Here is a 24805-nt window from a genome sequence, read left to right on the forward strand (position 1 = left end):
TTAGGAGAGACATAATGGATAATGACACTAGCAATCTTATTCAAGTAGCTAAATTATACTATGAAGAAAATTTGAATCAATCACAAATAGCCAAAAAACTTGGTGTTTCAAGGCCGCTTATAAGTAATATGCTTACTAAAGCGAGAAATTTGGGTATTGTTGAAATAAAAATTAAGGAACCTTATGAAAATAATTCGCTGCTGCTTAATCAGTTAAAAAATATTTTTAATATCCATGGCGGTTTTGTAGTTCCTACATCAAATTCACCCTATGTCACAGAAAAATCTATAATAAATCAAAGTGTTTTATTTATAAAAGAATCCCTGCAAGACACTAAAGTATTAGGGGTAGGTTGGGGTTATTTAATTGGTGAGGTTATTGGAGGAATTTCAGAGGATATTATTGATAAATCAAATGAAGGTAAAATAGTACCTCTAATAGGAAGTGCCAGTATTCCTAATAAAGGATATCATCCTACTGAATTAGTAAGAGAATTATCAGAAAAGACAGGTTTAGAACCTAAATTTATGTTTGCACCTGCATTTCCTACATCAGAGCAGGAGTCGGAACTATATACTAATACAGACAATTATAGAGAAATAGAGAATCTGTGGAACAATTTAGATACTGTGGTTATTACAATTGGAGCATATCCTTCTGTACCTGACCAGGCTACAGCACTACGATTTGGAGATAAGCTGCATAAGGAAGGAGCTGTAGGTAAGCTTTTATCTTATTTTTTTGACAAAGATGGTAGGATAATCGATAGTGACGATGATTATGCAATTCAAATACCTAAAAATATTTTAGGTAAGGTAAAAAGAGTTATTGCTATTTGTCCTTCTGAAATAAATACAAAAGCAGTTTTAGGTGCACTTAAGACTGGATATATAACTCATATAATTATTACTGATGAAAAAGCAAAAGCCGTTTTAGGCAAAAGATAGCATAATAATATATAATTTAAGTCTATTATTTATACAGGGAAAACACCTCGAGAAGGTGTTTTAATTTTATAAAAAATTATTGCAATTATTACTTTACAAATGTTATGACATATGTTATATTATATTTACAAAGTTAAATTAATGAAAGGAGGACTTAAGATGGAATCAATTCTTAAGAAGATATTATTACCTGCAGTAGATTTAATTGATGAAAATATTCATTATCTTACTGAATTAGATTCTGCAACAGGAGATGGAGACCATGGTGTGACTATGGCTAAGATTGCAAATAAAATTAAAGAATATGTTAACAATCTATCTGGTGATGAAGATCTAGCAGATGTTTTGGATGACTTATCTTGGGATTTGATGAATATTAGTGGTGGTTCTGCTGGTCCTTTGTGGGGTTCATTCTTTGAAGGTATGGCTAGTGGAGCTAAAGAAGAATTCTCTAATGAAGAAGAGTTAGTTAGAAACTTACTTGTAAAAGCATATGAAAATTTTTCACAAGTATCAGGAGCTAAACCAGGGGAAAAAACTATGATGGATGCTATCTACCCAGCAACAATGCTTATTAAAGATGGGGCTAGTTTTGATGATGTAGCTAAAGCAGCAGCTGAAGGTGCTGAAAATACTAAAGATATGTTAGCGAAGTTTGGTAGAGCAAAATCTCTGAAAGAAAAAAGTATTGGGCATAAAGATCCTGGAGCAGTTTCCTTTAGTTTACTTTATGTAGGAATTGCAAAAGGACTTAATGAATAGGCTTTGCATAAGCATAGCCAAATAAAAAGAAGGGGGATATGAGATGGAAATAATGCACATAGGCGTACCAGTAAAAGAGCCTAGAGATAAGGAGGAGTATGCTGAGGGATTAAAGGTGTATATAGAATCACCAGATACTAATCCTATGAAATTTGAATATCTAAGGTTCGAGGAAGATACACCAATGCATAAGGATATTGTTGAAAACGTACACATAGCATACAAAGTTGATAGCTTAGATGCTTATATTAATGACTATGAACTTTTATACGGACCTTTAGACATAGATGATTCATTGACAATAGCTTTCATTAAAATGGATGGCGCAGTTTTAGAATTAATGCAATTTAATTAATTAAGGGGGAATTTAAAATGAAAATGAAAAAGTTTATTAATGATCCAGCAAATCTTACTCAAGAATTATTAGAGGGTTTAGCGCTTTCTAATTCAGATTTAATAGAATTAACTGATTCAAAATTAGTAGTTAATAAAAAACTTAAAGATGCTGATAGAGTAACTATTGTAACTTTAGGTGGAACAGGTCATGAGCCAGCTATAAGTGGTTTTGTTGGTGAAGGAATGATTGATATTTCTGTTGCTGGAGATGTATTTGCTGCACCTGGCCCTGGACCATGTTTAGAAGCTATAAGAATGGCTGATAAAGGAAAAGGAGTTTTGTTTGTAGTTCTTAATCATGCTGGAGACATGCTTACTGGTGATATGGTTATGAAACGTGCTGCAAAAGAAGGTTTAAACGTTAAAAGAGTTAATACTCAAGAAGATATTTCAAACGCAACTAGAGAAAATGGACATGATAGAAGAGGTCTTGTAGGTTGTTTTGCAGTATATAAAGTTGCAGGAGCAGCTGCAGCAATGGGCAAGAGTCTTGATGAAGTAACTGAAATTGCACAAAAATTCGCTGATAATATGGCAACAATTGCAGTAGCAGCAACAGGAGCAACTCATCCATCAACTGGTGAAATGATTTCTATTTTAGGTGAAGATGAAATGGAAATTGGTATGGGACAACACGGAGAAGGTGGCGGTGGACGTCAAAAATTATTATCTGCTGATGAAACTACTGAAATTATGGCAAATGCATTAGTTAAAGATTTAGAAATGAAAGATGGAGAAAAAGCAATGGTTCTAGTAAATGGTAGTGGAGCAACTACACTTATGGAGCAATTAATTGTTTATAGAAAATGCTATAACTTACTAAAAGAAAAAAATATAGAAGTGGTAGCTAATGTGGTTGGAGAAATACTAACAGTTCAAGAAGCTGGTGGTTTCCAATTATGTATTGGAAGAATGGATAATGAAATGATAGAACTTTGGAATAAACCATGTTATACACCTTACTTTAAAAAATAGAGAAAGAGGAGATTTAAATGGCAGATAGAGATTCGATAAAAGAAGGAAAAGAATTTTATTTAGATAAGGAAATACAAAATGGAGGGTTTTTCTTAAAGGGGTCAAGTAATTACGATTGGGGAATGAAGCATAGATTATCCAAAATATTTAATCCAAAATCAGGAAGAACTATTATGCTTGCTTTTGACCATGGGTATATTATGGGTGCTACTAGTGGACTTGAAAGATTAGATGTTACAATACCTCCAATAGCTGAACATGCAGATGTATTAATGGCAACAAGAGGTGGTTTAAGAACTTGTATTAATCCTGAGTCAGAAAAAGCAATTGCATTAAGAGTATCTTCAGGAAGTTCAGTACTTCGCGAGGATATTAGTAAAGAAGTTATAGCAGTTGATATAGAAGACGCAATTAGGATGAATGCATCATGTATTGCTGTTCAAACATATATCGGCTCTGAAAATGAATGTCAAACAATTCAAAATGTATCTCAAGCAGTAAACATGGGTAATAGATATGGGGTGCCTGTGTTAGGGGTAATTGGTGTAGGTAAAGACATGTCAAGAACACCACAGTTTTTCTTAACAGCTGTAAGATTAGTTGCTGAAATGGGAGCACACATTATAAAAACTTATTACTGTGAGGATTTCGAAAAAATAGTAGCAGCGTGCCCTGTACCTATTGTTGTTGCAGGTGGTAAGAAAATACCTGAAAAAGATGCTCTTGAGCTTGCTTTCAATGCTATTTCTAAAGGAGCAGCTGGTGTGGATATGGGTAGAAATGTATTCCAAGCGGATAATCCTATTGCGATGATACAAGCAATTAAGAAAGTAGTTCATGAAGGATCTAGTGCTGAAGAAGCTTATGCTTTTTATTTAGATATAAAATAAGTATATTGGGAGGTTATTAGTAATGAGTTTTAAAAAATTTATATGGATTCCAGTAATAGTTGCTTTGCTTGCATTTACAATTCAAATTGTTGACCAGTTACTTTGTCCGTTAGTACCACCTGCAAATAATGTTGGTTTTGGTTGGATTGCTTTCCAATCATGGGCTGTATATTTCTTAGCAGGGTGTAATGTTAAAGGTGGAGTGAAAGCCCTAATAGGTTATGTAAATGGAATAATAGCATCTATCTTGATAATGGAAATAGGCGCTGCTCTGTCAGCTTCATTAGGTTTCTTTGCATTTCCATTGGCAGTGTTTATAGTTGTTGTACCAGTAATTTCTTTAGAAAGAGTACCTTGGGCAGATTTTGTTCCTTCTGTATTTATAGGATCAGGGGTATTCTTTGGATTTATGTCTTATGTACCAGGAGCTACTTATACGGCAGCAATAACAACTGAATTGATCTATTGTGCAATTGGTTTATTCTATGGATATGTGACAATTACACTTAGAGGAATGTATGAAGCTTCAGTCAAAAAAAATGAGCCTGCTGTAACAGACTCTGTTCAATCGAACATTTAAATATAAACTCAATTATATTTTATAGAAAAAAGATAAAAATATCAAGAGTAATTTATGAAAGCCATAAAGCTAACTAAGCTTTATGGCTTTTAGTAATAAAAATTGAGGTTAATAATTCATGGTTTTTAGGTTAAAACTCCATTAAGAATAGGTGTATATTATATTTGAAGACTTAAGTTTAATAAAATGTTTTACTTTGTGGGTCACTTTCTTGATATCAAAAAACCATGTAGAAAACATTTCCCATATCATGACCCAACCACCTATAGAGAAACCTTCAGATAATACTTTTGTAAAAATAGAATTTGCCATAATTTCATCCAATAAAGATCCTAGTACTAGTAATACAGTTCCTACAATAAAAAAAGTAAGCGTATGACGTAAAACCCTCATGCGATAGTTTTTTAGTTTCCTAATTTCATATCCAAAATAGTTATACATACCTTTAATACTTCTTTCTTCTCTTGCAGGATTTTGTTTTTGATTTAATATATGAAAGTTTATGATCATAGGAGATTTAATTGGTATTTCAAAAGAACATTCAAGTAAATACTCTGTCAAATCATCATCGAGATCTCTATTGATAAAGGGTGAGAAATCCCAGTCACTATAGGCATCACGATAATCTTCTAATTGAACATCAATAATGAATTGCTCTCTTTCAATATCGTACTTATATATTTTTTTTAGTTCTTTAAGTTTCATCACATCACCATGTTTTTTGTTTTTAATCTAAATCATAATTATAACCATAAGTGTCATAATCCATATCAGAAGAATACTGCATTTTTCTGATATTTCTATTTTTTTTGGTCTTTTTTCTTTCGAAATTATCATGAGGGGAAGATTTTTTTCCCTTTTGCATTGATACACGACGTTTTTCTTTTAATTTTATTAAATCATCGTATTCTAGAACTCTTTCAGTAACCATTTCTAAACTCCTTTATTTAGTACTCATTTTTATAAGATATTTATTTTATTGATTCTCTAACTTCAGCGTACTAGTTGTACTAGCTATACATTTACGTATTAAAAAAACATCACCTCTATATGGTGAACTTAAACAATAACAATACCTATGCATTATTAATAATATTCAAGTGCTAATTACTTAGCAAAATAGTGGTCATGCTTTGAATTATCCTATATAATTGTGGCTTTTTTGCGATAAAACCAACTCCTCTGTATTCATATCCTTATTTAAAATTATTAAATTTAACTTAATTATATGCCTTTTTTTTTGATAGTCAAGATTAAATTTAACAGTAAAAATAAAGAACGATTTTAGGAGTGAAAATGAAAAGATAGGAGTGGAAGTGGAGAGATATGTGCTTGTCTAGACTAATAGCATTTAGTATAATAAAGGCTAGTGATTTCAAATAAAGATAAATTCAGGGGGAATTATGAAATACTTAAGACAAATGGGAATAATACTTATCATAGCATTTTTGGGTGAATTAATTTCTAAATTTTTAAATCTTCCTGTGCCGGGTAATGTGCTTGGTATGATTATTTTATTGATTTTATTATCAATGGGGATTATAAAATTAGAAATGATTGAAGATTTAAGTGATTTTCTGTTAAGTTATTTACCTTTCTTTTTCATACCAGCAGGGGTAGGGCTAATTAGCAATTTGGATTTATTAAAGGCCAATTGGGTAGCAATATTTTTAATTTGCGTACTATCTACAATAATAACAATGGTTGTAACAGGATGGACTATTCAATTTGTTAAAAGGAGGATGAAGATATGATGCAAATTATAAATACACCTTTATTTGGTATTATTTTATCTATAGTTACTTTTGAAATAGGTTTATTTATTAGTAGAAAAATTAAAAATGAGATATTTAATCCACTTTTAATTAGCATGATTCTATCAATTGCTTTTCTATTGAAGTTTAATATTTCATTTGAAGTATTTAATATAGGTGGTAGCTTTATATCATTTTTTCTAACTCCAGCCACGGTTATATTGGCAGTACCATTATATAAAAAATTTGACATATTTAAATCAAATGCATTACCAATACTAGTGGGCATAGTTGTAGGTTCATTTACTGCAATAATGAGTGTTGTTGTATTATCTAGATTGTTTGGAGTATCATCGGATATACTTCTATCATTAATGCCGAAGTCGATCACAACTCCTATAGGGATAGAGCTTTCAAACAAAGTAGGAGGTATGCCTTCTCTTACGGCTACTGGCATTGCAATTACTGGTATTTTCGGGGCTATTGTAAGTCCATGGGTTTGCAGAGTTTTTAGAATTAATGATAAAGTAGCAAAGGGAATTGCTATAGGGACATCTTCTCATGCACTAGGAACAACAAAGGCTATTGAAATGGGAGAAGTAGAAGGGGCAATGAGTGGCGTAGCAATAGGACTTGCTGGAATAGCAACTGTTATATTGATACCTATAATACTAATTTTTATTTAAAATGTAAAATTTATTACCGAAAATCATATAGAAAAATTATTAAATGAAAGTACTTGACTCATTATACCCCTTAGGGGTATAATAAACTAAAGAATATATAGCAACATAATTTGGTACGCATCATGAGTTTTATTTAACAAATAATAAACTCGAAATATATTAGATACTAGGAGATAAAGTATTAATTTAGAAATAAGGAGGATATTTATTATGAATGTTGAAATTTCAGAAAAGGCTATTGAAGAACTAAAAAAAGCAATTGATAGTAAAAAAGAAAAGAGTAAAGATAAAATAAGGTTATATATAGCAGGTATTGGCTGAGGTGGCCCTACATTTGGAATTGCTCTGGATGAGCAAAAAGAAAGTGATGAAGTTTATTCTACAGAAGAATTAGAATTTGTGGCAGAAAAGTTTTTGTTACAAGAATATGATGACTTTGAAATTGATTATTCTAATGATTGGTATAGAAGAGGATTTTCAGTTCGAGCAGAGGGCGGAAGTACTTGCTCATAAAATTAAGAAACCCCGTATTGAGGTTATAACTCAATACGGGGTTTTTGTTTTTTGTGGATTTTATGCCTATGCCAACTTGGAAGGTTTTGTTGGTGCAATTTTTAAATATTGTTGGAGTAATTTTTGCTTTAGCTTGTGCATTTATATTTTACTTTAAGTTATGTAGAACAGGTTCGAGGTTATAAAAACCAAGCAGAATAAGTATTTGATAATAGCAAGTAGAAAAGTATTTCTTATATGTGTAGAAATTTCAAATGGCATAATAAGAATAAATGGATTTTATTGATATTTTGAAATTGGTATGCTATAATCTAGCTAAATTAAAAATCGAAATATGTCGAAAAATAAAAACCATATTAGTACATAAATAAGGTATGTAAGTTTCTACGTGGTAACCGTAAATTACCTACGCTATGGTGTTCTTTTTTCTGTTAAGTATTAATTTTAAGAATTTTTATAGGATTTATATATAGAGGTTTTTTTGATTTGTATATTATCAGGTTGTTTATATAAATAGACAGAGAGCACTAGCCCTCTGTCTATTTTTCTTTTTGGAATTTTATTAAAGGAGAGTAGTTGATATGAAATATTATAATTTAAAAGTGGCTAATTTAGAAAGAAAACTACCAATTATTAGAATTACGGATCACATTGAAATTGCCAGTTTTGTTATCCTTGGGGATTCAGAACTTGTAGTTAATGCAGCTAAAGAATTAAAAGAAAAAATTCCTGAAGTAGATTATCTTATTACTGCAGAAGCAAAAGGAATTCCTCTTGTACAAGAGCTTGCACGTTTATTAGAAATGAAAAGATACTTTGTTGCAAGAAAGAGTATCAAACCATACATGACAGAACCTTTTGTAACAGAGGTTTATTCTATTACAACACAAAAGAAACAGATTTTATGTTTGGAAAAAGAAGAAAGCGAATTAATTAAAGGTAAGCGTGTTTTGATTGTAGATGATGTAATCAGCACAGGGGAATCTATTAAAGCAATGGAGTCTTTAGTAAAAAAAGCTGGTGGAAAGATAGTGGGGAAAGCAGCTATTCTTGCAGAGGGTAATTCAGCAGATAGGAAAGATATCATTTATCTCGAGAAACTTCCAATATTTGAAGTTAAGCCGTCAAGATAAAAAAATACAATAAATTAAGTTAGGAGATAGTACTTTGAGTTTTATTGTAAATAATGTTAGTTATAAGTATAGCCCAGATGCAAAATCGGTTCTTAAAAATGTAAGTTTTGAAATAAAAGAAACACAAGTTACTGCAATTGTAGGTCCTAGTGGTTGCGGAAAAACAACATTGACTAGTATTTTAAGTGGTGTAATTCCTACTCTTATGGCTGCTGGTGAATATGAAGGCTCATTTGAAGTAGGAAAAGAAGTCAGCATTTCGGTAGTTAGTCAATCACCTGAAAACCAACTATTTGGTTATGGTGTAGAGGATGCAATTTCTTTTGGAATTGAAAATATGGGACTAAATAATGAAGAACTAGTTGAACGTGTTGAATATGTTTTAAATCTATTAAATATACAGCATCTTAGAAAACGCTCAATTGCAACCCTTTCAGGAGGCCAGCGTCAGGCAGTTTGTATAGCTTCTGTACTTGCAATGCAACCGGATATTGTAATTATGGATGAACCAGTAAGTTCGCTAGATCCAAATGGAAAAAAGATGATTCAATCTGTTCTTAACCAATTAAGAGCAACAGGACAATCTACTGTTATTGTAGATAATAATTTAGATTGGTTTTCTGATATTGTTGACCATGTAGTTGGATTGATTGATGGGGAAGTAGTATTTGATGGTGATAAAAATGAGTTTTTTAACAATTTTGAAATACAAGAAAAGCTTGGAGTAACTATACCACAAGAGGTAGAGGTATATAGGGAGCTTTCTAAAAAAATAGAAGGGTTAAATAAATTTTATACTTTGGAAGAGGCAAAGCTTGAAATAGGCAAAGTTATTAAGAAAAATGAAGAAAGTGTAGAAAAAGAACTGCAAAATGAATTTAATCCTATAAATTCGGAGGAAGTAATTGAAGCAAAAGGAATTTGTAAAACATTCCAAGATGGTTTTAATGCTTTAATAGACGTGGATGCAAGTTTTGATACGGGTAAAGTTATTTCTATTCTTGGTCAAAATGGTTCTGGTAAAACTACTTTTGTTAAGCATCTTAATGGGTTGTACAAGCCTACAAAAGGAACCATTAAATATAGAGGAAATGAAACAGAAGGAAAGTCTGTTGCTCAAATTAGTAAGGACATTATTTTAGTTTTTCAACATCCAGAGCACATGTTGTTTGAGGAAACTGTTTATAAAGAACTTACCTTTTGCGCAAGAGCTCAGGGCGTTGAGTTTAGTGAAGAAGAGGCATTAAAGGTACTTGAAGATTATGATTTATTAGAATACAAGGAAGAATTTCCAGTTAATCTATCTATGGGTAAAAAACATTTACTGACAATTTTATCGGTACTTTTTTCTAGTGCAGAAGTAGTTATTCTTGATGAACCTACTCTTGGCATGGATCTCCATATAAAAAACAAATTAGAAGATATAATAAAACTATTAATTAGCAAAGGTAAAGTTGTAATTATAATAAGTCATGAAATTCCACTTGTGTTTAAAATTTCTGACGAACTTCTTATATTGAATGAAGGAATTAAATTAACTCAAGATACAAAACAGATATTAGCAAATTCCAGTAATATTTTTGAGAAGAGTAATATTACATTGCCACCTGTAGTAATACTATCAAAATATTTTGGATTCTCTAAAATATGCTGTGACGTTGATTCTTTTGTACAGGAAGTAATTAATAGATTGAACTGATGTTGATTTTATATTTTATGTACATTAAATTTTAGTATTATATGGGGGAAGAACAATGGGTGATTTTTTACAATATGTTGAAATAGAGTCTTTTTTACATAGATTAGATCCAAGAACAAAGTTTTCGTTTTTTATTGTGATGTCAATACTAACTTCATTCGTTAAAAGTGGTGTTGCCTTACTATTTTTATTTGCTGTATTTATGACCATTTGGATGATAAGTCACATTGAAAAATACATTTTAGTACTTTTAAAAAAAATAAAAGTCCTTTTACTTTTCATTTTTTTATTATGGCTAGTACTTGGAATGTTTACTGTTAACGAAGGACCTGTAATTTATAGAACTGGATTTTCACTTTTTAATCATAGTTTTACCTTTAGTTTAGATTGGTTTGATTTTTATAAAGGTGGAGTTTTCTCTATGAGGATTTTTCTTATGATTTCTGCTTTTTATACAGTTATATTATCTACAAACTTTAGTCAGATTATATTGGGTCTTCGTTCTTGGAAAGTACCCTATGCCATAGCTTTCGGAATAGGATTGATTTTTCAGATAATACCGATAATTGTAAAAGAATTTTCTACTATTATGGAAGCTCAAAGTTCAAGAGGACTTGAGATAGAAAAATGTGGTGCAATGGCAAAATTGAAGAACTATGTTATTGTTTCTTTGCCACTTTTGTTTAGAGTTTTAGGGAAAGGACATGCTATTTCTTTAGCAATGCACTATTATAAACTTGATTTTAAAGTTAACCGTACTTCTTATAAAATAATTAAGCCATCTTATTTTGACACTGTTTTTTCTGTAGGAGTAGTAATCACAACGATTATTACTGTAATACTTCAATTTAAGTTTTATATTGCCTTATAAAATTCATTTTAATACAGGTGATTGTAAAATGACAAATATAAAAACTGTGGATGACTTTTAAAATTTCAGAAAGGGGATTTTATTAATGATTGAAAAATGGGGAAATTTAACAAGAGATGAGATTGAAGCTATTGACAAAGATAGTGCAATTGTATTTTTACCTACAGGTGCTACAGAGCAACATGGTGCACATTTGCCAGTGGGGACCGATTCAATTATTTTATCAACACTAATTGATAAATTTATTGAAAAGGAGACTTTTGATAAAGGTAGCTTAATTTTTGCTCCTCAACTTTTTATTGGTAAAAGTAATGAGCATATGGGATTTGCAGGAACATTGACTTTTGGTACACAAACTTATTATTCAATGCTTCATGATATTGTAGAAGCAATAGCTAAAAGTGGTTTTAAAAAACTTGTGCTACTAAATAGTCATGGTGGTAATACTGATATGCTAAATATGATAAGCCGTGATTTGAGAATTGATTTTGATATGGATGTTTTTGTTTTTGATTGGTGGTTTACACCATTTTGGAATAAAGGACTTGAAGGATTAAAACAATCAGGAACTTATGGAGTATTTCATGCTTGCGAATTAGAAACATCATTGATGTTATATGCTTGTCCTGAGAGGGTACATATGGAGTTAGCAGTGGATGAAGATCCAGTAGAATGTCTAAGAGATAATGATTTTGTAACAGTTTTTGGTCCATATAATGCTGGATGGAAGACTAGTGATGTAACTAAGAGTGGAGTAATAGGTGCGCCTACTTACGCTACTGCAGAAAAAGGCAAAAAGCTGTTTGACTATGCGGTCAAAGAACTTAAAAATATTATAGATGCTTTTGCAAATACAAATTATTAGGAGAGATGAAGAATGTCTATTAAAGATTTAAAAAACAATTTTTCTTTTGTCAACATTATTTTCTTTGTTATTTTTGGTGTGTTAACAGGAGTACTATGGGCTTATGGTAGCCCGATACCATTAATTCCAGGAGCTGTTCATTTTAGAACATTTGCATTTATTATACCTGTAATTGGTTTCTTATTTGGTCCTGTAACTGGTTTTTTTGCAGGCTACATTGGTACACTTGTATGGTCTCTTTTAGGAGGATATTTTATTGCTCCACATACTTTATTAATGGATGGTATTACTGTTGCTTTAAGTGCTGCACTTCCAGCTATAGTTATGATGAGAGGAAAAACTATTGATGAATTAATAGCTAATAAAAGTAAATTTATTTGGCAATCTATGTTTTGGTCTGTACTTTTTGGTTGTCTTATGATTCTTGCAACAAGTTTGTCATTATCTTTCTTTACGGGTCTTGACTATTGGTATTGTGTTATTTGGATTGGTATTGCTGACGTTGTACCAATTGCGCTTACACCATTTGTAGTTCTTATGTTAGCCCCAAGACTTAAAAAAATTCAGACAATTATTCCTAGAATTTAAATTATGATATAGTGAAAAAAAAGATAGAAAAGTCTTTAGAGAGAAATTACTCTAAGGACTTTTTTGTTGTATAAAGAAATTTTGATCTTTTAAGGATAGTATTGTAAAATTAAGTTATAATATGAAATATTGTAGAAAATCATAATATGTAAAAATTATGATGTGAAAAATAATTATGCCACAGAAAGTAATAGAATTTATAAGTAATTATTATAAAAGTAGTCAATATTCAAAAATATAAACTTATTTGGAGAAATATTATGAAAGAACAGCAAGCTATTATAGAAGAGGAAAAAATCATTAACAAGGAATTAGAACAATTACAAAACCAACAACAAGAGAAAACTCCACGACAACTAAATAAATCATTGCCAGCTTTTTATCCTAAAGAAATTGATGAATTAGCCATTGAATCTATAGACAATAAAAATAAGCTTATCACCAATAACGACAGCAGCAATCTACTTTACGAATTGCAAAGGTCATTAAGTGAATGTCAGAGCTTTTATTTTAGTGTAGCCTTTATTAATTTTAGTGGTTTGCAGCTTCTACTAGATAATTTTAAGGAACTGGAGGACAGGGGTATTAAGGGGAAGATTATTACATCTACATATTTGAATTTTACAGAGCCAAAGGCTCTAAAAAAGATCAAAGAATTTGAAAATATAGATGTAAAGGTATTTATTACTGACAAAGAGGTGGGTTTTCACACAAAGGCTTATATATTTGAAAATAAATATGACTACAAGGTGATTATTGGCTCTTCGAATATTACTCAAAGCGCACTTAAAAGCAATGTTGAATGGAATGTTCAGGTTATATCTAAAGCAGATGATGTTTTTATTAGAGATGTATTAAGAGAATATGATAATCTCTGGAATTTAACTAATATTGTTGATGATGAATTTTTAGAAGAGTATTCTAGATTTATTAATGAATTAAAAAAAGATGTAATAGGCTATAAGCCAATACGAGCAAATCAAATGCAAAAAAAAGCTATAAAAAGCCTTAATAGATTAAGGGAGCATGGGGATACAAAAGCTCTTGCTATTGCAGCAACGGGAACGGGTAAGACCTATATGTCTGCTTTTGACGTTAATGAGTACAAGCCTAATAAATTATTATTTATAGTACATAGAGAAGAGATACTTAGAAAGGCTAAGGATACATTTACAAGTTTACTAAAAAACGACTTTAAAACAACGGGTTTATATACTGGAAATTCAAAAGAAATTGAGTCAGATTATTTATTTTCTACTATGCAAACTATGACTAAGCATTTTGATGAATTTAGTAGTGAAGAATTTGATTATATAATTATAGATGAAGCCCATCATGCAAGTAGTCCGAGTTATAGGAGAGTAATTGAGTATTTTAAACCTAAATTTCTTCTGGGAATGACTGCAACACCAGAGCGGGGGGATAACGAAGATATTTTTGAAATATTTAATAACAACATTGCTATTGAAGTTAGGCTAAATGAGGCCCTTGAGCAAGAGCTTATTATTCCTTTTCATTACTTTGGTATTACTGATATTGATGGTATAGACCTAGAAGATGTTAATCTAGATAATGTTGCTGAGATTAGTAAGAGATTGATGGTAAATAGAAGAGTTGATTTCATAATTGAGAAAATGAAGTTTTATGACTATGATGGGGAAAAGCTTAAAAGTGTAGGTTTTTGCGCAAATAAAGAACATGCTAACTATATGGCAGATGAATTTAACAAAAGAGGAATTCAGAGTATTTGTTTGACAGGTGAAGATAGTGTTGATTATAGAGGGAAAATAATTGATAGATTAGAAAATGATAAAGATAGTTTAAAAGTGATATTTACTGTGGATATCTTTAATGAAGGTGTGGATATTCCTTCTATAAATTCTATATTGCTTTTAAGACCAACAAATTCTCCAGTGATTTTTATTCAACAATTAGGAAGAGGACTTAGAAAGTATAAAAATAAAAGTTTCCTTACGGTCCTTGATTTTATAGGAAACCATAATAGAGCTTTTTTAATTGCCATAGCTTTGTGTGGTTCTAGATTTTATGATAAAGATAGCTTGAAGGTGGCTGTTGCTACGTCTTTTGCTAACGCACCTGGTTGTACAAATATTCAAATGGATAGAATAGCTACAGAAAGAATACTTGACCAATTAAACAACGAAAACTTCAATACAATGAAATATCTTAAAGAAGAATTTTTGAAATTTAAAGGAATGAATGGCAGAAAAATTCCATTTTACTTGATGGATTACATAAAGTATGAAGGGGCTCCAGACCCTATTAAATTTATAGATAAGGCAAAGACTTACCCAGGTTTTGTCACCAAGATTGAAAAAGATGATAAACTTAATAAACTTTTAAGTGATAATAATTTTTATGATATTTTAAGAGATTTATCTAGTTATTTGCCTTTGAAAAGAATGTATGAGTTTTCTATATTAAACTATCTCATGGAAAATGGGGAAGTGAGTTTTGAGGAAGCTAAAAATGAGATTTTAAAATATATTACAGAGGTAGACAAGGATAGTGTTTATCATGCTATGGAATGTTTAAATGGAAACTATTTAGATAGTGGTGAGATATCTAGAAAAATTAGGCTTTGCGATATGGTCGATAACAGCTTGATTATTAGTGATAGATTTAAGAATATACTTGCCAATAAAGAGTATAAAAGATACATACAGGATGTTATTTACTATGGGATTAATAGGTATAAGAAGGAGTTTGGTGAAAAGTATTTTGGGGTTCCTTTCTTTAATCTTTATAGTCAATATTCGATGAAAGATACAGCCTTGCTTTCTAATTATAGAAAAATTCATAGCTCTTTCAGGGGGTCAGGGTTACTGAAAAACGGCAATGAGTTCTTCTTATTTATTGATTTACACAAGGAAGAGGATATTAAGGATAGCATTAATTATAAGGATAAATTTATTGATAGAAACACCTTTCAATGGCAAACTCAAAATAATACGACTACAACTTCAAGTACAGGACAGGATATTATCAAGAATAAAGAGCGAAAAATAAAGTTACATTTATTTGTTAGAAAATACCGTGAAATAGATAAAAAAATACAACCCTTTATTTACATAGGGAAGGGAGATGCTACAAGCTATAGTGGGGAAAAACCTATCACAGTTATATTGAAATTACAAAATAGAATACCAGTTAAGCTGTATGTCGAGTTTGTTAAAAAAGTATAGATAATATAGTCTATACTTTTTTATATAACTTTTCTACTGTAGGGATATCCGCTGGTGCCCATTTTAATGAAATGAGATTTTCTCGTTTTAGCCATATTAGCTTAGAATGCTCAGAGGCTTTAGGCGAGCTGTTCACTAGGCTACATTTTACTGTTATAAGATTTACTATGAATTTATCATATTCATGAGTATGCTGGCAAAACACTTCTTTAAATTTAACTTCACAATCCAGTTCCTCTTTTATTTCTCTTTCTATAGCATCTTTAATTTCTTCTCCTTTTTCAATCTTACCCCCTGGAAATTCCCAAAGGTTAGGTAGAGTCATTATAGGAGATCTTAAAGCACATAGTATTTCATTATTATTATTCTCAATTATTGCACCCACTACTTTGATATATTTTTTCATTTAATCACCCCATGAAATAGATTATCATAGATTGGTGGAATGTTCTACGAAATATTCTATAACAAAATTAAGATAATGAAATTAAATATAAATAAAGTAAGATTAACCGTATAGAACCAATTTATAAAATATTGCTATAAATTAGCAGATACTATTGACATGGATAATAATTATCTATAGAATTATATTATTAGTTAATAATCGATTACAAATAATATAAGGGGTTGATATTGATATGGATATCGTTGGGAAAATAATAGGAATAGTTGCATTAATTGTAGTAATGTGGGTAGTTACTAAAACGAGAAAAGATGTGAATAATGGTAGCTGTATAGGATGTACAGGCAATTGCTCAATCCAGCAAAAGTCAAGATGCCATAAAGGCGTGGATAAAAAAGAGTAAGGATATAATAATTACAAATACTTAAATAAATGGATAGAAATTTTGAAAAAATATGTATATAAATTTAATTTTGATTTACTTAAGTATTTAAATAAGTTAAAAAACAACTCAGTTGGAGTTGTTTTTTTTGTACACAAAAAGATTTATTATGCAAAATATTGTATAATAGTTTTATAAAGAGGGGTATAATTATGAATAAATTAAAAAAAATTGAGAAAAGAATAATAACTCTAGAAGAGTTAGAAAAGATTATTGGAGCTAAGGAATATATAGAATTATACAATTTGATTAATGATATGGTAGAAAACAAACAACTAATTCCCGTTAAAAATAGTGGAGGAAACGGGAAAACTCCTGTTTTATATAAAAAATATAGAGTACTTAAAGAAAAAAAAGAACAGAGTGATTTATTAGAAGAATTGAATTATAAAATACATCCTAAATTAGATATAACTTATTACAAAAATCATTTGGAAAAATACAAAGAATATAGAAAATATATTCTTTTGTTAAATGAATTTATAATGAATAGAAAAGAATTATTAAAGGTAAGTATTTCTATGAATGAAAGAGCTTTTCAGATATGGGGAAGAGAAAAATTCATTCAAAAAGAAGAAGGAAAAGTAATAATTAAAAATTTGGGTCTAGACCAAGAGTATTTGAATTACTACGATACAACAGAGCCATTAGCATATTTTTCAAAGGGTAAGGAGACACCACAAAATATATTAATTTTAGAAAATAAGGATACTTATTATACAATGAGAAGACATCTTATTAATGGTGGAGATGAAATATTAGGACAAAATATTACTACATTAATATATGGCGGTGGAAAAAGTATTAATAAAGCTTTTAGTGATTTTGAGATCTCTGTTGAAGAATATGTTTCTAATAAAGATAATAAATTATATTATTTTGGTGATTTGGACTATGAAGGTATTATTATTTATGAAAGATTTTATAAGCTTTTCATAGAGGATTACAATGTACAGCCATTTATAAAAGGTTATGAGATGATGATTAATAAATATGAAGAAATTAAGATGAAATTACCAAAGACTAAAGATGGTCAAAATAGGAACATAAAAGATATCTTTTTAGATAATTTTAGTAATGAGTATAGGGCAAAAATTATTGAGATATTAGAAAATGATTTGTACATTCCACAAGAAATAATCAATATAACAGATCTTTAAGGATATAGGATATGATTTAAAATATTGTTGATATTTATAGGATAAAGCTTTTATTTTAATAATAGTGTTCAGTGTGAAGTTAAGGATGCTTTTCTACGCAAAATCTATTATTTAATTAATAGATTTCTGAAGAAGACTGTAAATAATAAAATTTTATAATGGAGGAAAGTATGGACCTTAGTTTTTTAGATGCACACCATATAAGAATGAGGAAAATAGGTGCTTATGCATTGCTTTTTAGAAATAGCATATCAAAAGGCACTTGGAAAAAATACGGTTTTAATGAAGGGTATGAGCAGGATAATTTAATTTTTGCTGTGCTTCTTTATATAATGGAGCAATCCTTAAAAGAAGAGATATGTACCATTGATAATATCGGGAATTTTATTGATGAGGTTAATTCTCTTCATTTTAAAAAGATGGTCACTTATGAGGATTGTAAAGAATTAGCTATATTTATCGTAAATGCAGTTTTGTGCGATGAAGGAAAAGCTATGTATTTTAATGCCTATAATTTTAAACTAGGAGAATATGAAAATATAAATATAAGTTTTGTGAAAAATAGAATGGAGTATTTAGATGGAGTAAGGAGAGCTTCTTATTCATTAACGGAAGAAGGGTATGATCTACTTTTATCTACACTTGAAATTGAAGAGAATTTAAAAATAACTATTCAAGAAATAGTTTTTAAAATGCATTTAGAAAAGGCTTCCTACGATAAAGCAGTAGATGATATTAAGAGTATTTTTAACGGGCTGAGAAGTAGAGTGCAAAATATGGAAGAGGCCATTAGAAAGATTAGGGAAAATCCACTTAGTTATTCTACAGATGATTATAAGAAAATCATGCAAGGAAATTTAGAAATTTTAAGAGAGAGTAAAAAGAAATTTGCATTACATAGAGAACACATAGGAGAAATAATTCAAGATTTCATTGAAAAAGACATACATATACAGGAATTAAATAAAGATGAAAAACAAAGTCTAAATAATTTAAAGATAATCGAGAAATATTTGAGTAGAACAATAGATGAAAATCAAAGAATATTAATAAAACACTTTGATTTAAAGGACATCTATGGCAAAGAACTCGAAAACATAGCAAGCATGACTTTGATAGAAAGATTTAATTTTAAGAACGAAGTATACAATAAAATTTTAGATAATCCAGAGAAATTAGAGAATATAGAAGTGTTTTTAAGACCACTATTTAGGATGAAACCTAGAAAGCTTTATAATATGAATAAGGCCTTAGAATATCAAAAGACAATAAAAGAAAATGAAATAGAAAATGATGAAGTTTTAACCTTTAATGAGGATGATTTTTTAGAAAAGCAGAATAAAAAGAAACTTGAAAGATTAGAGAAGTACAAAGGTGTAATAGAAACTATATTAGAGTTTGCAATTGAGAGCAGCAGTATCTCCTTAGGAGAAATAAACTTAATGATTGGAGAAAGTCCTACTCTAAAAAGTAGCTTTGTACCAGAGGTGGAGATTTTTAGAGAAGTTATAATAGAGATGCTTAAAAATAGAATTATCGATATAGAGGAAATTAAAAAAGAGCGAGAAAATATTATTGAAAGTGGAGAAATTGAATTTCAATTAAATAAAAGTATTTTAGAAATAGTAAACACAAATAGAAATTTTAAAAGAATATCAATAATTAAAGTAGAAAAAATTGTGGACAGTGAAGATATAAAGTTAGAGGGATTAAGGGATGAAAAAGGGGATATGAAAAATTTTATATGTTCTGATATTTCCTTTAAAGTTACAAAAGGAGGATTGAGATTATAATGAGCTATTTAATAGATGACATAAAGATGAGCAATAAAATTTATTATTATTTACTAAAGCATGGCGAACTTAGAGAAAAAGAAATTGATTTATATAAGGCGTACTCTGAGAATGAGTATATAACTCAGTTAGTAAAGGAAATGGGTGAAGCTTCGGAGTGTTATGTTAAAAAGTATGGAGGTGTTATATATCTTATTCCAAATGAGGAGAATGACTTTCTAGGGTATTCAAAAGCAGAATTAAAGAAAATTTTGTGTAAATCCTCTGCCAATGATAAAGACTACTATTTATCACAATTCGTAATTTTAACTCTTCTTGTAACCTTTTATAATTCACAAGGGCTATCTAGTAAATCGAGAGATTATCTAAAAGTTGGAGAATTTTTAAATACAGTAACGGAACGTTTAAATGATGGAACTAAAAGAAATAATGATGAAAATGGTGGTATTGCTTTTAGTAATATACTTGAAAGATTTGAAGCTTTAAAAAGTAGTGATAAGAAGAGTACGTCGAAAACAACTAAAGAGGGATTTGTAAATACAATTCTTAAATTTTTAGATGATCAAGGATTAATTTATTATATACAAGTGGATGATATGATAAAAACCACTAAAAAATTAGATAATTTTATGGACTGGAATTTACTAAATAAAAATAACTACCATAGAGTTTTGATGGCTTTAGGGGAGGAAATCAATGAGTAAAATTAATAGAATTAGATTTATAAACTTAAATTATAATAATAACAATATGAAAATTGATGATGAAAATTATTACTTAGAAGGAGATAATACACTTTTAAATCTAAGAAATGGTGGAGGGAAGTCTGTACTAGTACAAATGATGATGGCACCTTTTTTAACAGGAAGGCATAGAAATTTAAAGGATAGAACATTTGACAGTTATTTTACTACTTCAACACCTACATTTATTCTAGTGGAATGGATCTTAGAAGATGGAGCTGGATATCTATTAAATGGAATGATGGTCAGGAAAAAAATTAGTACTTCTGATGAAGATTCTAGGTCAAAGCTAGATATAATAAATTTCATTCATGAGTATAAGGATAAAAACGAAAATGATATTAATAATATTCCCATAATAGAAGAAAAAAATAATGGTAAAGTAATAAAAAGTTTTGCTAATGCTAAGAAGATTTTTGAAGATTTAAAGAAAAAAGAGGATATTAAATTTAGTTATTATGATATGAATAACTCAGTAACTTCAAGAGCATATTTTAGCAAATTAGGAGAATATAAGATTAATTATAGAGAATGGGAAACAATTATTAAAAAAATAAATTTAAAAGAATCCGGGCTATCTGAATTATTCACAAAGGCTAAAAGTAGTGAAGGCTTAGTTAAAGATTGGTTTCTCCCTTCTATTGAAAATAAGCTTAGTAAAGAAGAAGACAGAATTAAAAAATTCGCTCAGTTGTTAGATGGCTATATTAAACAATATAAAAAAAATAAAAATAATATTGATAAGAAGAAAAAAATTGAATTATTTAATGAATTGTCAGAAGAAGTTTTTACAGCATTAGATGATTTTTTAAATAGTATTGATAATAAGGAAAATATAGAAAACACAATAGCTAATGTTATGGAGTTTTTAAAGGAAAGTATTGATAAGGGAGAATTGAAATTAAAGGAAATAGAGAGTGATATCCAGGATTTATATGACAAGGTAAAAGAATTACAATATGAAAAACTTTCAAAAGATATTCATGAAAAACAAAATTATGTAGATGAATTAGAAGAAGATAGACAAAAACAAATGAATTTATTGAGTGATAGTGAAGAGACTCTCCATAGATTGAAAAAGAGCCTGCATATACTCTCTTGTGCAAAATTACATAAAGAATACAAAGAGTCTTCAGAAGAGTTGCAAAGTCTTGAGTATGAGCTTGAAGCTTTGTTTAAAAAAAATGAGGACGTTACTCCTCGAATAAATGATTTAGCATATACAATAAAAGAAATATTAAAGAACGAGCTAATTAAAATAAAAGAAGAAGAGAATAATAAAATTCAAATAAAAAAATCTCTGTTACAAGAAAAAGAAAGCACACAAGGGTTATTAAAAGAAAATAGAAATAAGGCGGTAAATTTAAGTAAGCAGCAAGGAACATTGAATACTCTAGTGAAAGGTTATTCTAAAGAGGAAAACAAATTTAATAAAGATTATGGAGAAAACTTATATAGGAATATAGCAGGTTTTTTAGATGAAGAGATTATTATTAAGTTTGAAAACAAAATTAATAATGAAGAAATTAATTTAAATAAAGAAAGAAAAAAACAAGGGGAACTACTGCAAAATAAAACAGAAGAATTAAAAAGTAAAAAAAGAGAAAAGGAAAATAATTCTAAAGAATTAAATTCTACAGAGTACAAATTAGAATATAAAAATAAAGAATTAATAGTTATAAACGAAGAAATAGAGAAAAGGAAGCAGGTAATAAAGTATATAGATTTCGAAGAAGATAAAGTCTTTGAAACTAATGATATTGCAGAAGCTTTTGAGAGAAAAATAAATATACTTAAAGATAATGAAATAAAGATTAGAAGAATAAGTGATAAAGCAGAAGAAGAATTACGCAGACTCGAAGGAGGAAAGGTAATAGAATTACCTAAGGAGATTATTGAGTATTTTAAGAAGAAAGATATTAATATAATCTATGGTATGGAATGGCTTAAGAAAAATGGTTTGTCTTTTGAAGAGAATGATGAATATGTTAAGAAGAATCCTTTTATTCCTTACTCAATAATATTAGATTCTAGAGAAATAGATATTTTAAATAAAGAACCTATAGACGTATTTACTTCTTTTCCTATTCCGATAATAAAAAGAGAAGTTCTAAGAGATAATCTAAAGAAAAGGGCAGAAGGTCTTTTAGATTTAAATAATGTGAAGTTTTTGATAGCTTTTAATAATAGACTTTTAAATGAAAAAGAATTACAAAAATTAATTCAGCATAAAAAAAATGAATTAGATAAATCGAAAGATGATATAATTTCAAAAGAAGTGGATATAAAGTTTTATGATGATAAGAAAAATTTTATAAAAAAGTTTACTATAACTTTTAAAGATTATGAAGATTTAAATAAGGATATTATGGAGCTTAGAGAGAAAAAAGATAAACTAAGAGTTCTAGAAATTAGTTTGGAAAAGGAATTAGCAACTTGTGATAATGTAATTGAAAATACAAAAGAAGAAATTATAAGTATAGAGAAGAAAATTGAAAAAAGTAAAAAGGAAAAAGAAGATTTTGTAAATTTAAAAAGAGAGTATGAGGAATATAAGAAAAATAAAGAAAATCTTATAAAAATTGAGGAAAGAATAAAAATTAATGTGGATTCAATCGAGAAAGAGCAAAAAAGAGTAGAGATTATTGAAAAAGAATTGACTGAATGTGAAGAGAGAATAAGATATTATGGTAGCGAAAATAGTAGGATTTCTAATGAATTATTAGAATTTCAAGTTTATAAAACTGGTTCTTTAATTGATAAGGATAAAGAAGATTTGCTTTCAGAATATAGATCCCTTAGAAAAGAGATTGATAGTTCAGAAGAGGAATTAAAGCAAGGAATTGAGAAAGCTACTAAAAAATTTAATCAAGTTGAAAATGAGCTTACTCATAGAGTGCAAGAATACAAACTAGAGGAAAAAGAATACACAACTATTATTTATGATTATTATAAAGAAACGGAAATAGAAAATAATAAAACAAAAGAAGAAGAAACATTAAATAATTTAAAAGATGGTATAAGAGAAATTAAAAGCCAATTAACTATTGCAAACGATGAATTAAAGAAATTTTATGAGAAACTTAAAAGTAAATTTGAAAAAGAAGAGCCTAAAGATAGGAATTTGATTTATGAAAAAAATTATTTTGAAGAAGAGACAAAATTAAAAATCCAAATTGAAGAAAAAACAAAAGAGAAAAAGGTTGTAATTGGTTTAAATGGTAATATAAATAGTAATTTGAACAATTTAAGTGAATACAATAATTTAGAAATTAAAGAGGAAGTCCAATTAGAAATTGACTTGAATAATCTAAATGAAACTGTAGGTAAGCTTAAAAGAGATTTAACCAATGTTAAAAGTGAAGAAATTATGAAAGAAAGTAATCTTCAGAAAAAAATGTTTGGAATAAGAAATAAAGAAGAGTTTAGACGAGAAGATTTTTTTGAAAAACCTATCGAAAATTTAATAAATTTAGTGCCTAAACCAAGAGAATTTAAAGAGCAATTACTGATGATACAAGATTCTTATAATAAGCTTATAGGGAAAATTGCTTATGATTTGGAATTAATAGAAAGTGAAGAAGAAAATATTTTAGAAAATTTATTAGAATATATAAAGGATATACATGAAAATATAGGCAAAATAGATAGTAACTCAACTATTACAATTCATAGTAAAAGAGTCAAAATGCTTAATATAACGACTACTGATTGGGAAGAAAATAAAGAGGTTTATAAAATTCGATTGAAGGATTATATTGAGCAATTGAGAAATCAGTGCATTGTTACCTTAGAGAAAAATGAAAATATAGAAGATATAATAGGAAATAATATTAATATAATTAAGCTTTATGATGAAGTGGTATCTATTAGTTCAATTAATATTAAGCTTTATAAAATAGAAGAAGATAAACAAAGACAAATAAGTTGGAACGATGTATCTAAAAACTCAGGGGGAGAAGGTTTCCTTTCTGCGTTTGTTATTCTTTCAAGTTTGATGAGTTATATGAGAAAAGACGAAAGTAGCATATTTAGCAGAAAAGAAGAGGGAAAAGTATTGATAATGGATAATCCTTTTGCTCAAACAAGCTCAGCTCATTTATTAAAACCTTTGATAGATATTGCAAAGAAAAGTAATACTCAATTAATTTGTTTGTCTGGTTTAGGTGGAGATTCTATTTACAATAGATTTGATAATATATATGTATTAAATCTTGTTCAATCAAAATTAAGAAGTGGTACTCAATATTTAGTAAGTGACCATGTGAAAGGCGATGATGAGACAGAGGTAATTGTGTCATCAAGGCTTAAAATAGAAGAAGAACAGATACGGCTTTTTTAATATTGTAATTTGAGCAATACTCATACATATGTTATTGCGAATGAGATGTAACAA

22 protein-coding genes and 1 riboswitch are annotated in these 24805 nt (G+C 29.0%); of the genes, 19 read left to right on the plus strand and 3 right to left on the minus strand.

Annotation, left to right across the window (positions count from 1 at the left end):
* Positions 1 to 14: 14 nt before the first annotated feature.
* The 6 genes from ACVHXK_RS07015 (at position 15) to ACVHXK_RS07040 (ending at position 4550) form a co-directional block, all read left to right on the plus strand.
* The gene (locus tag ACVHXK_RS07015; protein ID WP_461205661.1) at positions 15 to 947 is read left to right on the plus strand and encodes a sugar-binding transcriptional regulator; all 933 of its coding nucleotides are present in this window, start codon (positions 15 to 17) and stop codon (positions 945 to 947) included.
* A 159-nt stretch (positions 948 to 1106) separates the two neighbouring features.
* Positions 1107 to 1709: a dihydroxyacetone kinase subunit DhaL gene (dhaL, locus tag ACVHXK_RS07020; RefSeq protein ID WP_461205662.1), complete on the plus strand. Its 603-nt coding sequence runs from the start codon at positions 1107 to 1109 to the stop codon at positions 1707 to 1709.
* 43 nt (positions 1710 to 1752) lie between these two features.
* The gene (locus ACVHXK_RS07025; RefSeq protein WP_461205663.1) at positions 1753 to 2064 is read left to right on the plus strand and encodes a hypothetical protein; all 312 of its coding nucleotides are present in this window, start codon (positions 1753 to 1755) and stop codon (positions 2062 to 2064) included.
* Positions 2065 to 2081: 17 nt separating this feature from the next.
* Entirely contained in the window at positions 2082 to 3080 is a 999-nt protein-coding gene (locus ACVHXK_RS07030; RefSeq protein ID WP_461205664.1) for a dihydroxyacetone kinase subunit DhaK, read from the plus strand.
* A gap of 17 nt (positions 3081 to 3097) precedes the next feature.
* Positions 3098 to 3970 (plus strand): 3-hydroxy-5-phosphonooxypentane-2,4-dione thiolase, encoded by an 873-nt coding sequence (lsrF, locus tag ACVHXK_RS07035; RefSeq protein WP_461205665.1) that lies wholly within the window; start codon positions 3098 to 3100, stop codon positions 3968 to 3970.
* 22 nt (positions 3971 to 3992) lie between these two features.
* Positions 3993 to 4550, plus strand: coding sequence for a DUF1097 domain-containing protein (locus tag ACVHXK_RS07040; protein ID WP_461205666.1), 558 nt, complete (start codon positions 3993 to 3995; stop codon positions 4548 to 4550).
* Between the two features lie 141 nt (positions 4551 to 4691).
* Here the strand turns inward: ACVHXK_RS07040 and ACVHXK_RS07045 are convergent, their stop codons facing one another.
* Together ACVHXK_RS07045 and ACVHXK_RS07050 are read right to left on the minus strand one after the other, a co-directional pair.
* A complete protein-coding gene (locus ACVHXK_RS07045; RefSeq protein WP_461205667.1) occupies positions 4692 to 5255 on the minus strand; it encodes a hypothetical protein in 564 nt (187 codons plus the stop codon).
* A gap of 22 nt (positions 5256 to 5277) precedes the next feature.
* Entirely contained in the window at positions 5278 to 5481 is a 204-nt protein-coding gene (locus ACVHXK_RS07050; protein ID WP_461205668.1) for a hypothetical protein, read from the minus strand.
* 472 nt (positions 5482 to 5953) lie between these two features.
* Here ACVHXK_RS07050 and ACVHXK_RS07055 point away from each other — a divergent pair, with 472 nt between their 5' ends.
* The 8 genes from ACVHXK_RS07055 (at position 5954) to ACVHXK_RS07090 (ending at position 15865) form a co-directional block, all read left to right on the plus strand.
* Positions 5954 to 6304 carry a CidA/LrgA family protein gene (locus ACVHXK_RS07055; RefSeq protein ID WP_461205669.1) on the plus strand — a complete coding sequence of 117 codons (351 nt, stop codon included), beginning with the start codon at positions 5954 to 5956 and terminating at the stop codon, positions 6302 to 6304.
* On the plus strand, positions 6301 to 6990 hold the full coding sequence (locus ACVHXK_RS07060) for an LrgB family protein (protein WP_461205670.1): 690 nt from the start codon (positions 6301 to 6303) through the stop codon (positions 6988 to 6990). Before ACVHXK_RS07055 ends, ACVHXK_RS07060 begins: the two co-directional genes overlap by 4 nt.
* A gap of 844 nt (positions 6991 to 7834) precedes the next feature.
* Positions 7835 to 7937, plus strand: a riboswitch (purine riboswitch).
* A 147-nt stretch (positions 7938 to 8084) separates the two neighbouring features.
* Positions 8085 to 8636 (plus strand): phosphoribosyltransferase family protein, encoded by a 552-nt coding sequence (locus ACVHXK_RS07065; protein WP_461205671.1) that lies wholly within the window; start codon positions 8085 to 8087, stop codon positions 8634 to 8636.
* A gap of 34 nt (positions 8637 to 8670) precedes the next feature.
* Positions 8671 to 10335, plus strand: coding sequence for an ABC transporter ATP-binding protein (locus tag ACVHXK_RS07070; RefSeq protein ID WP_461205672.1), 1665 nt, complete (start codon positions 8671 to 8673; stop codon positions 10333 to 10335).
* 55 nt (positions 10336 to 10390) lie between these two features.
* The gene (locus ACVHXK_RS07075) at positions 10391 to 11206 is read left to right on the plus strand and encodes an energy-coupling factor transporter transmembrane component T family protein (protein ID WP_461205673.1); all 816 of its coding nucleotides are present in this window, start codon (positions 10391 to 10393) and stop codon (positions 11204 to 11206) included.
* A gap of 85 nt (positions 11207 to 11291) precedes the next feature.
* Positions 11292 to 12071 carry a creatininase family protein gene (locus ACVHXK_RS07080; protein ID WP_461205674.1) on the plus strand — a complete coding sequence of 260 codons (780 nt, stop codon included), beginning with the start codon at positions 11292 to 11294 and terminating at the stop codon, positions 12069 to 12071.
* Between the two features lie 12 nt (positions 12072 to 12083).
* Positions 12084 to 12659 (plus strand): hypothetical protein, encoded by a 576-nt coding sequence (locus tag ACVHXK_RS07085; RefSeq protein ID WP_461205675.1) that lies wholly within the window; start codon positions 12084 to 12086, stop codon positions 12657 to 12659.
* Positions 12660 to 12919: 260 nt separating this feature from the next.
* A complete protein-coding gene (locus tag ACVHXK_RS07090; protein WP_461205676.1) occupies positions 12920 to 15865 on the plus strand; it encodes a DEAD/DEAH box helicase in 2946 nt (981 codons plus the stop codon).
* 10 nt (positions 15866 to 15875) lie between these two features.
* On the opposite strand, the gene ACVHXK_RS07095 is transcribed toward ACVHXK_RS07090, so the two are convergent.
* Positions 15876 to 16271 carry a (deoxy)nucleoside triphosphate pyrophosphohydrolase gene (locus ACVHXK_RS07095; protein ID WP_461205677.1) on the minus strand — a complete coding sequence of 132 codons (396 nt, stop codon included), beginning with the start codon at positions 16269 to 16271 and terminating at the stop codon, positions 15876 to 15878.
* Between the two features lie 235 nt (positions 16272 to 16506).
* On the opposite strand from ACVHXK_RS07095, the gene ACVHXK_RS07100 reads away from it, so the two are divergent.
* The 5 genes from ACVHXK_RS07100 to ACVHXK_RS07120 all read left to right on the plus strand — a co-directional run bounded on the left by ACVHXK_RS07100 (position 16507) and on the right by ACVHXK_RS07120 (position 24751).
* Complete coding sequence (locus tag ACVHXK_RS07100) at positions 16507 to 16674, plus strand: FeoB-associated Cys-rich membrane protein (RefSeq protein ID WP_461205678.1); 168 nt, start codon at positions 16507 to 16509, stop codon at positions 16672 to 16674.
* 191 nt (positions 16675 to 16865) lie between these two features.
* Positions 16866 to 17873 (plus strand): Wadjet anti-phage system protein JetD domain-containing protein, encoded by a 1008-nt coding sequence (locus ACVHXK_RS07105; RefSeq protein WP_461205679.1) that lies wholly within the window; start codon positions 16866 to 16868, stop codon positions 17871 to 17873.
* 170 nt (positions 17874 to 18043) lie between these two features.
* Positions 18044 to 19666: a hypothetical protein gene (locus ACVHXK_RS07110; RefSeq protein WP_461205680.1), complete on the plus strand. Its 1623-nt coding sequence runs from the start codon at positions 18044 to 18046 to the stop codon at positions 19664 to 19666.
* A complete protein-coding gene (locus ACVHXK_RS07115; RefSeq protein WP_461205681.1) occupies positions 19666 to 20370 on the plus strand; it encodes a DUF6063 family protein in 705 nt (234 codons plus the stop codon). The genes ACVHXK_RS07110 and ACVHXK_RS07115 overlap by 1 nt, the downstream gene beginning before the upstream one ends.
* Complete coding sequence (locus ACVHXK_RS07120; protein ID WP_461205682.1) at positions 20363 to 24751, plus strand: hypothetical protein; 4389 nt, start codon at positions 20363 to 20365, stop codon at positions 24749 to 24751. The genes ACVHXK_RS07115 and ACVHXK_RS07120 overlap by 8 nt, the downstream gene beginning before the upstream one ends.
* The last annotated feature ends 54 nt before the right edge of the window (positions 24752 to 24805 follow it).

The sequence above is a fragment of the Clostridium sp. DL1XJH146 genome, from assembly GCF_054819755.1.

What these genes read in the sequence shown, in the direction of transcription:
- ACVHXK_RS07050 (WP_461205668.1), bottom strand. Translation starts at nt 5,481, where the DNA reads ATGGTTACTGAAAGAGTTCTAGAATACGATGATTTAATAAAATTAAAA.
- ACVHXK_RS07060 (WP_461205670.1), top strand. Translation starts at nt 6,301, where the DNA reads ATGATGCAAATTATAAATACACCTTTATTTGGTATTATTTTATCTATA.
- ACVHXK_RS07080 (WP_461205674.1), top strand. Translation starts at nt 11,292, where the DNA reads ATGATTGAAAAATGGGGAAATTTAACAAGAGATGAGATTGAAGCTATT.
- ACVHXK_RS07015 (WP_461205661.1), top strand. Translation starts at nt 15, where the DNA reads ATGGATAATGACACTAGCAATCTTATTCAAGTAGCTAAATTATACTAT.
- ACVHXK_RS07065 (WP_461205671.1), top strand. Translation starts at nt 8,085, where the DNA reads ATGAAATATTATAATTTAAAAGTGGCTAATTTAGAAAGAAAACTACCA.
- ACVHXK_RS07110 (WP_461205680.1), top strand. Translation starts at nt 18,044, where the DNA reads ATGGACCTTAGTTTTTTAGATGCACACCATATAAGAATGAGGAAAATA.
- ACVHXK_RS07105 (WP_461205679.1), top strand. Translation starts at nt 16,866, where the DNA reads ATGAATAAATTAAAAAAAATTGAGAAAAGAATAATAACTCTAGAAGAG.
- ACVHXK_RS07090 (WP_461205676.1), top strand. Translation starts at nt 12,920, where the DNA reads ATGAAAGAACAGCAAGCTATTATAGAAGAGGAAAAAATCATTAACAAG.
- ACVHXK_RS07095 (WP_461205677.1), bottom strand. Translation starts at nt 16,271, where the DNA reads ATGAAAAAATATATCAAAGTAGTGGGTGCAATAATTGAGAATAATAAT.
- ACVHXK_RS07030 (WP_461205664.1), top strand. Translation starts at nt 2,082, where the DNA reads ATGAAAATGAAAAAGTTTATTAATGATCCAGCAAATCTTACTCAAGAA.
- ACVHXK_RS07025 (WP_461205663.1), top strand. Translation starts at nt 1,753, where the DNA reads ATGGAAATAATGCACATAGGCGTACCAGTAAAAGAGCCTAGAGATAAG.
- ACVHXK_RS07115 (WP_461205681.1), top strand. Translation starts at nt 19,666, where the DNA reads ATGAGCTATTTAATAGATGACATAAAGATGAGCAATAAAATTTATTAT.
- lsrF (WP_461205665.1), top strand. Translation starts at nt 3,098, where the DNA reads ATGGCAGATAGAGATTCGATAAAAGAAGGAAAAGAATTTTATTTAGAT.
- ACVHXK_RS07100 (WP_461205678.1), top strand. Translation starts at nt 16,507, where the DNA reads ATGGATATCGTTGGGAAAATAATAGGAATAGTTGCATTAATTGTAGTA.
- ACVHXK_RS07075 (WP_461205673.1), top strand. Translation starts at nt 10,391, where the DNA reads ATGGGTGATTTTTTACAATATGTTGAAATAGAGTCTTTTTTACATAGA.
- ACVHXK_RS07120 (WP_461205682.1), top strand. Translation starts at nt 20,363, where the DNA reads ATGAGTAAAATTAATAGAATTAGATTTATAAACTTAAATTATAATAAT.
- ACVHXK_RS07045 (WP_461205667.1), bottom strand. Translation starts at nt 5,255, where the DNA reads ATGAAACTTAAAGAACTAAAAAAAATATATAAGTACGATATTGAAAGA.
- dhaL (WP_461205662.1), top strand. Translation starts at nt 1,107, where the DNA reads ATGGAATCAATTCTTAAGAAGATATTATTACCTGCAGTAGATTTAATT.
- ACVHXK_RS07085 (WP_461205675.1), top strand. Translation starts at nt 12,084, where the DNA reads ATGTCTATTAAAGATTTAAAAAACAATTTTTCTTTTGTCAACATTATT.
- ACVHXK_RS07040 (WP_461205666.1), top strand. Translation starts at nt 3,993, where the DNA reads ATGAGTTTTAAAAAATTTATATGGATTCCAGTAATAGTTGCTTTGCTT.
- ACVHXK_RS07055 (WP_461205669.1), top strand. Translation starts at nt 5,954, where the DNA reads ATGAAATACTTAAGACAAATGGGAATAATACTTATCATAGCATTTTTG.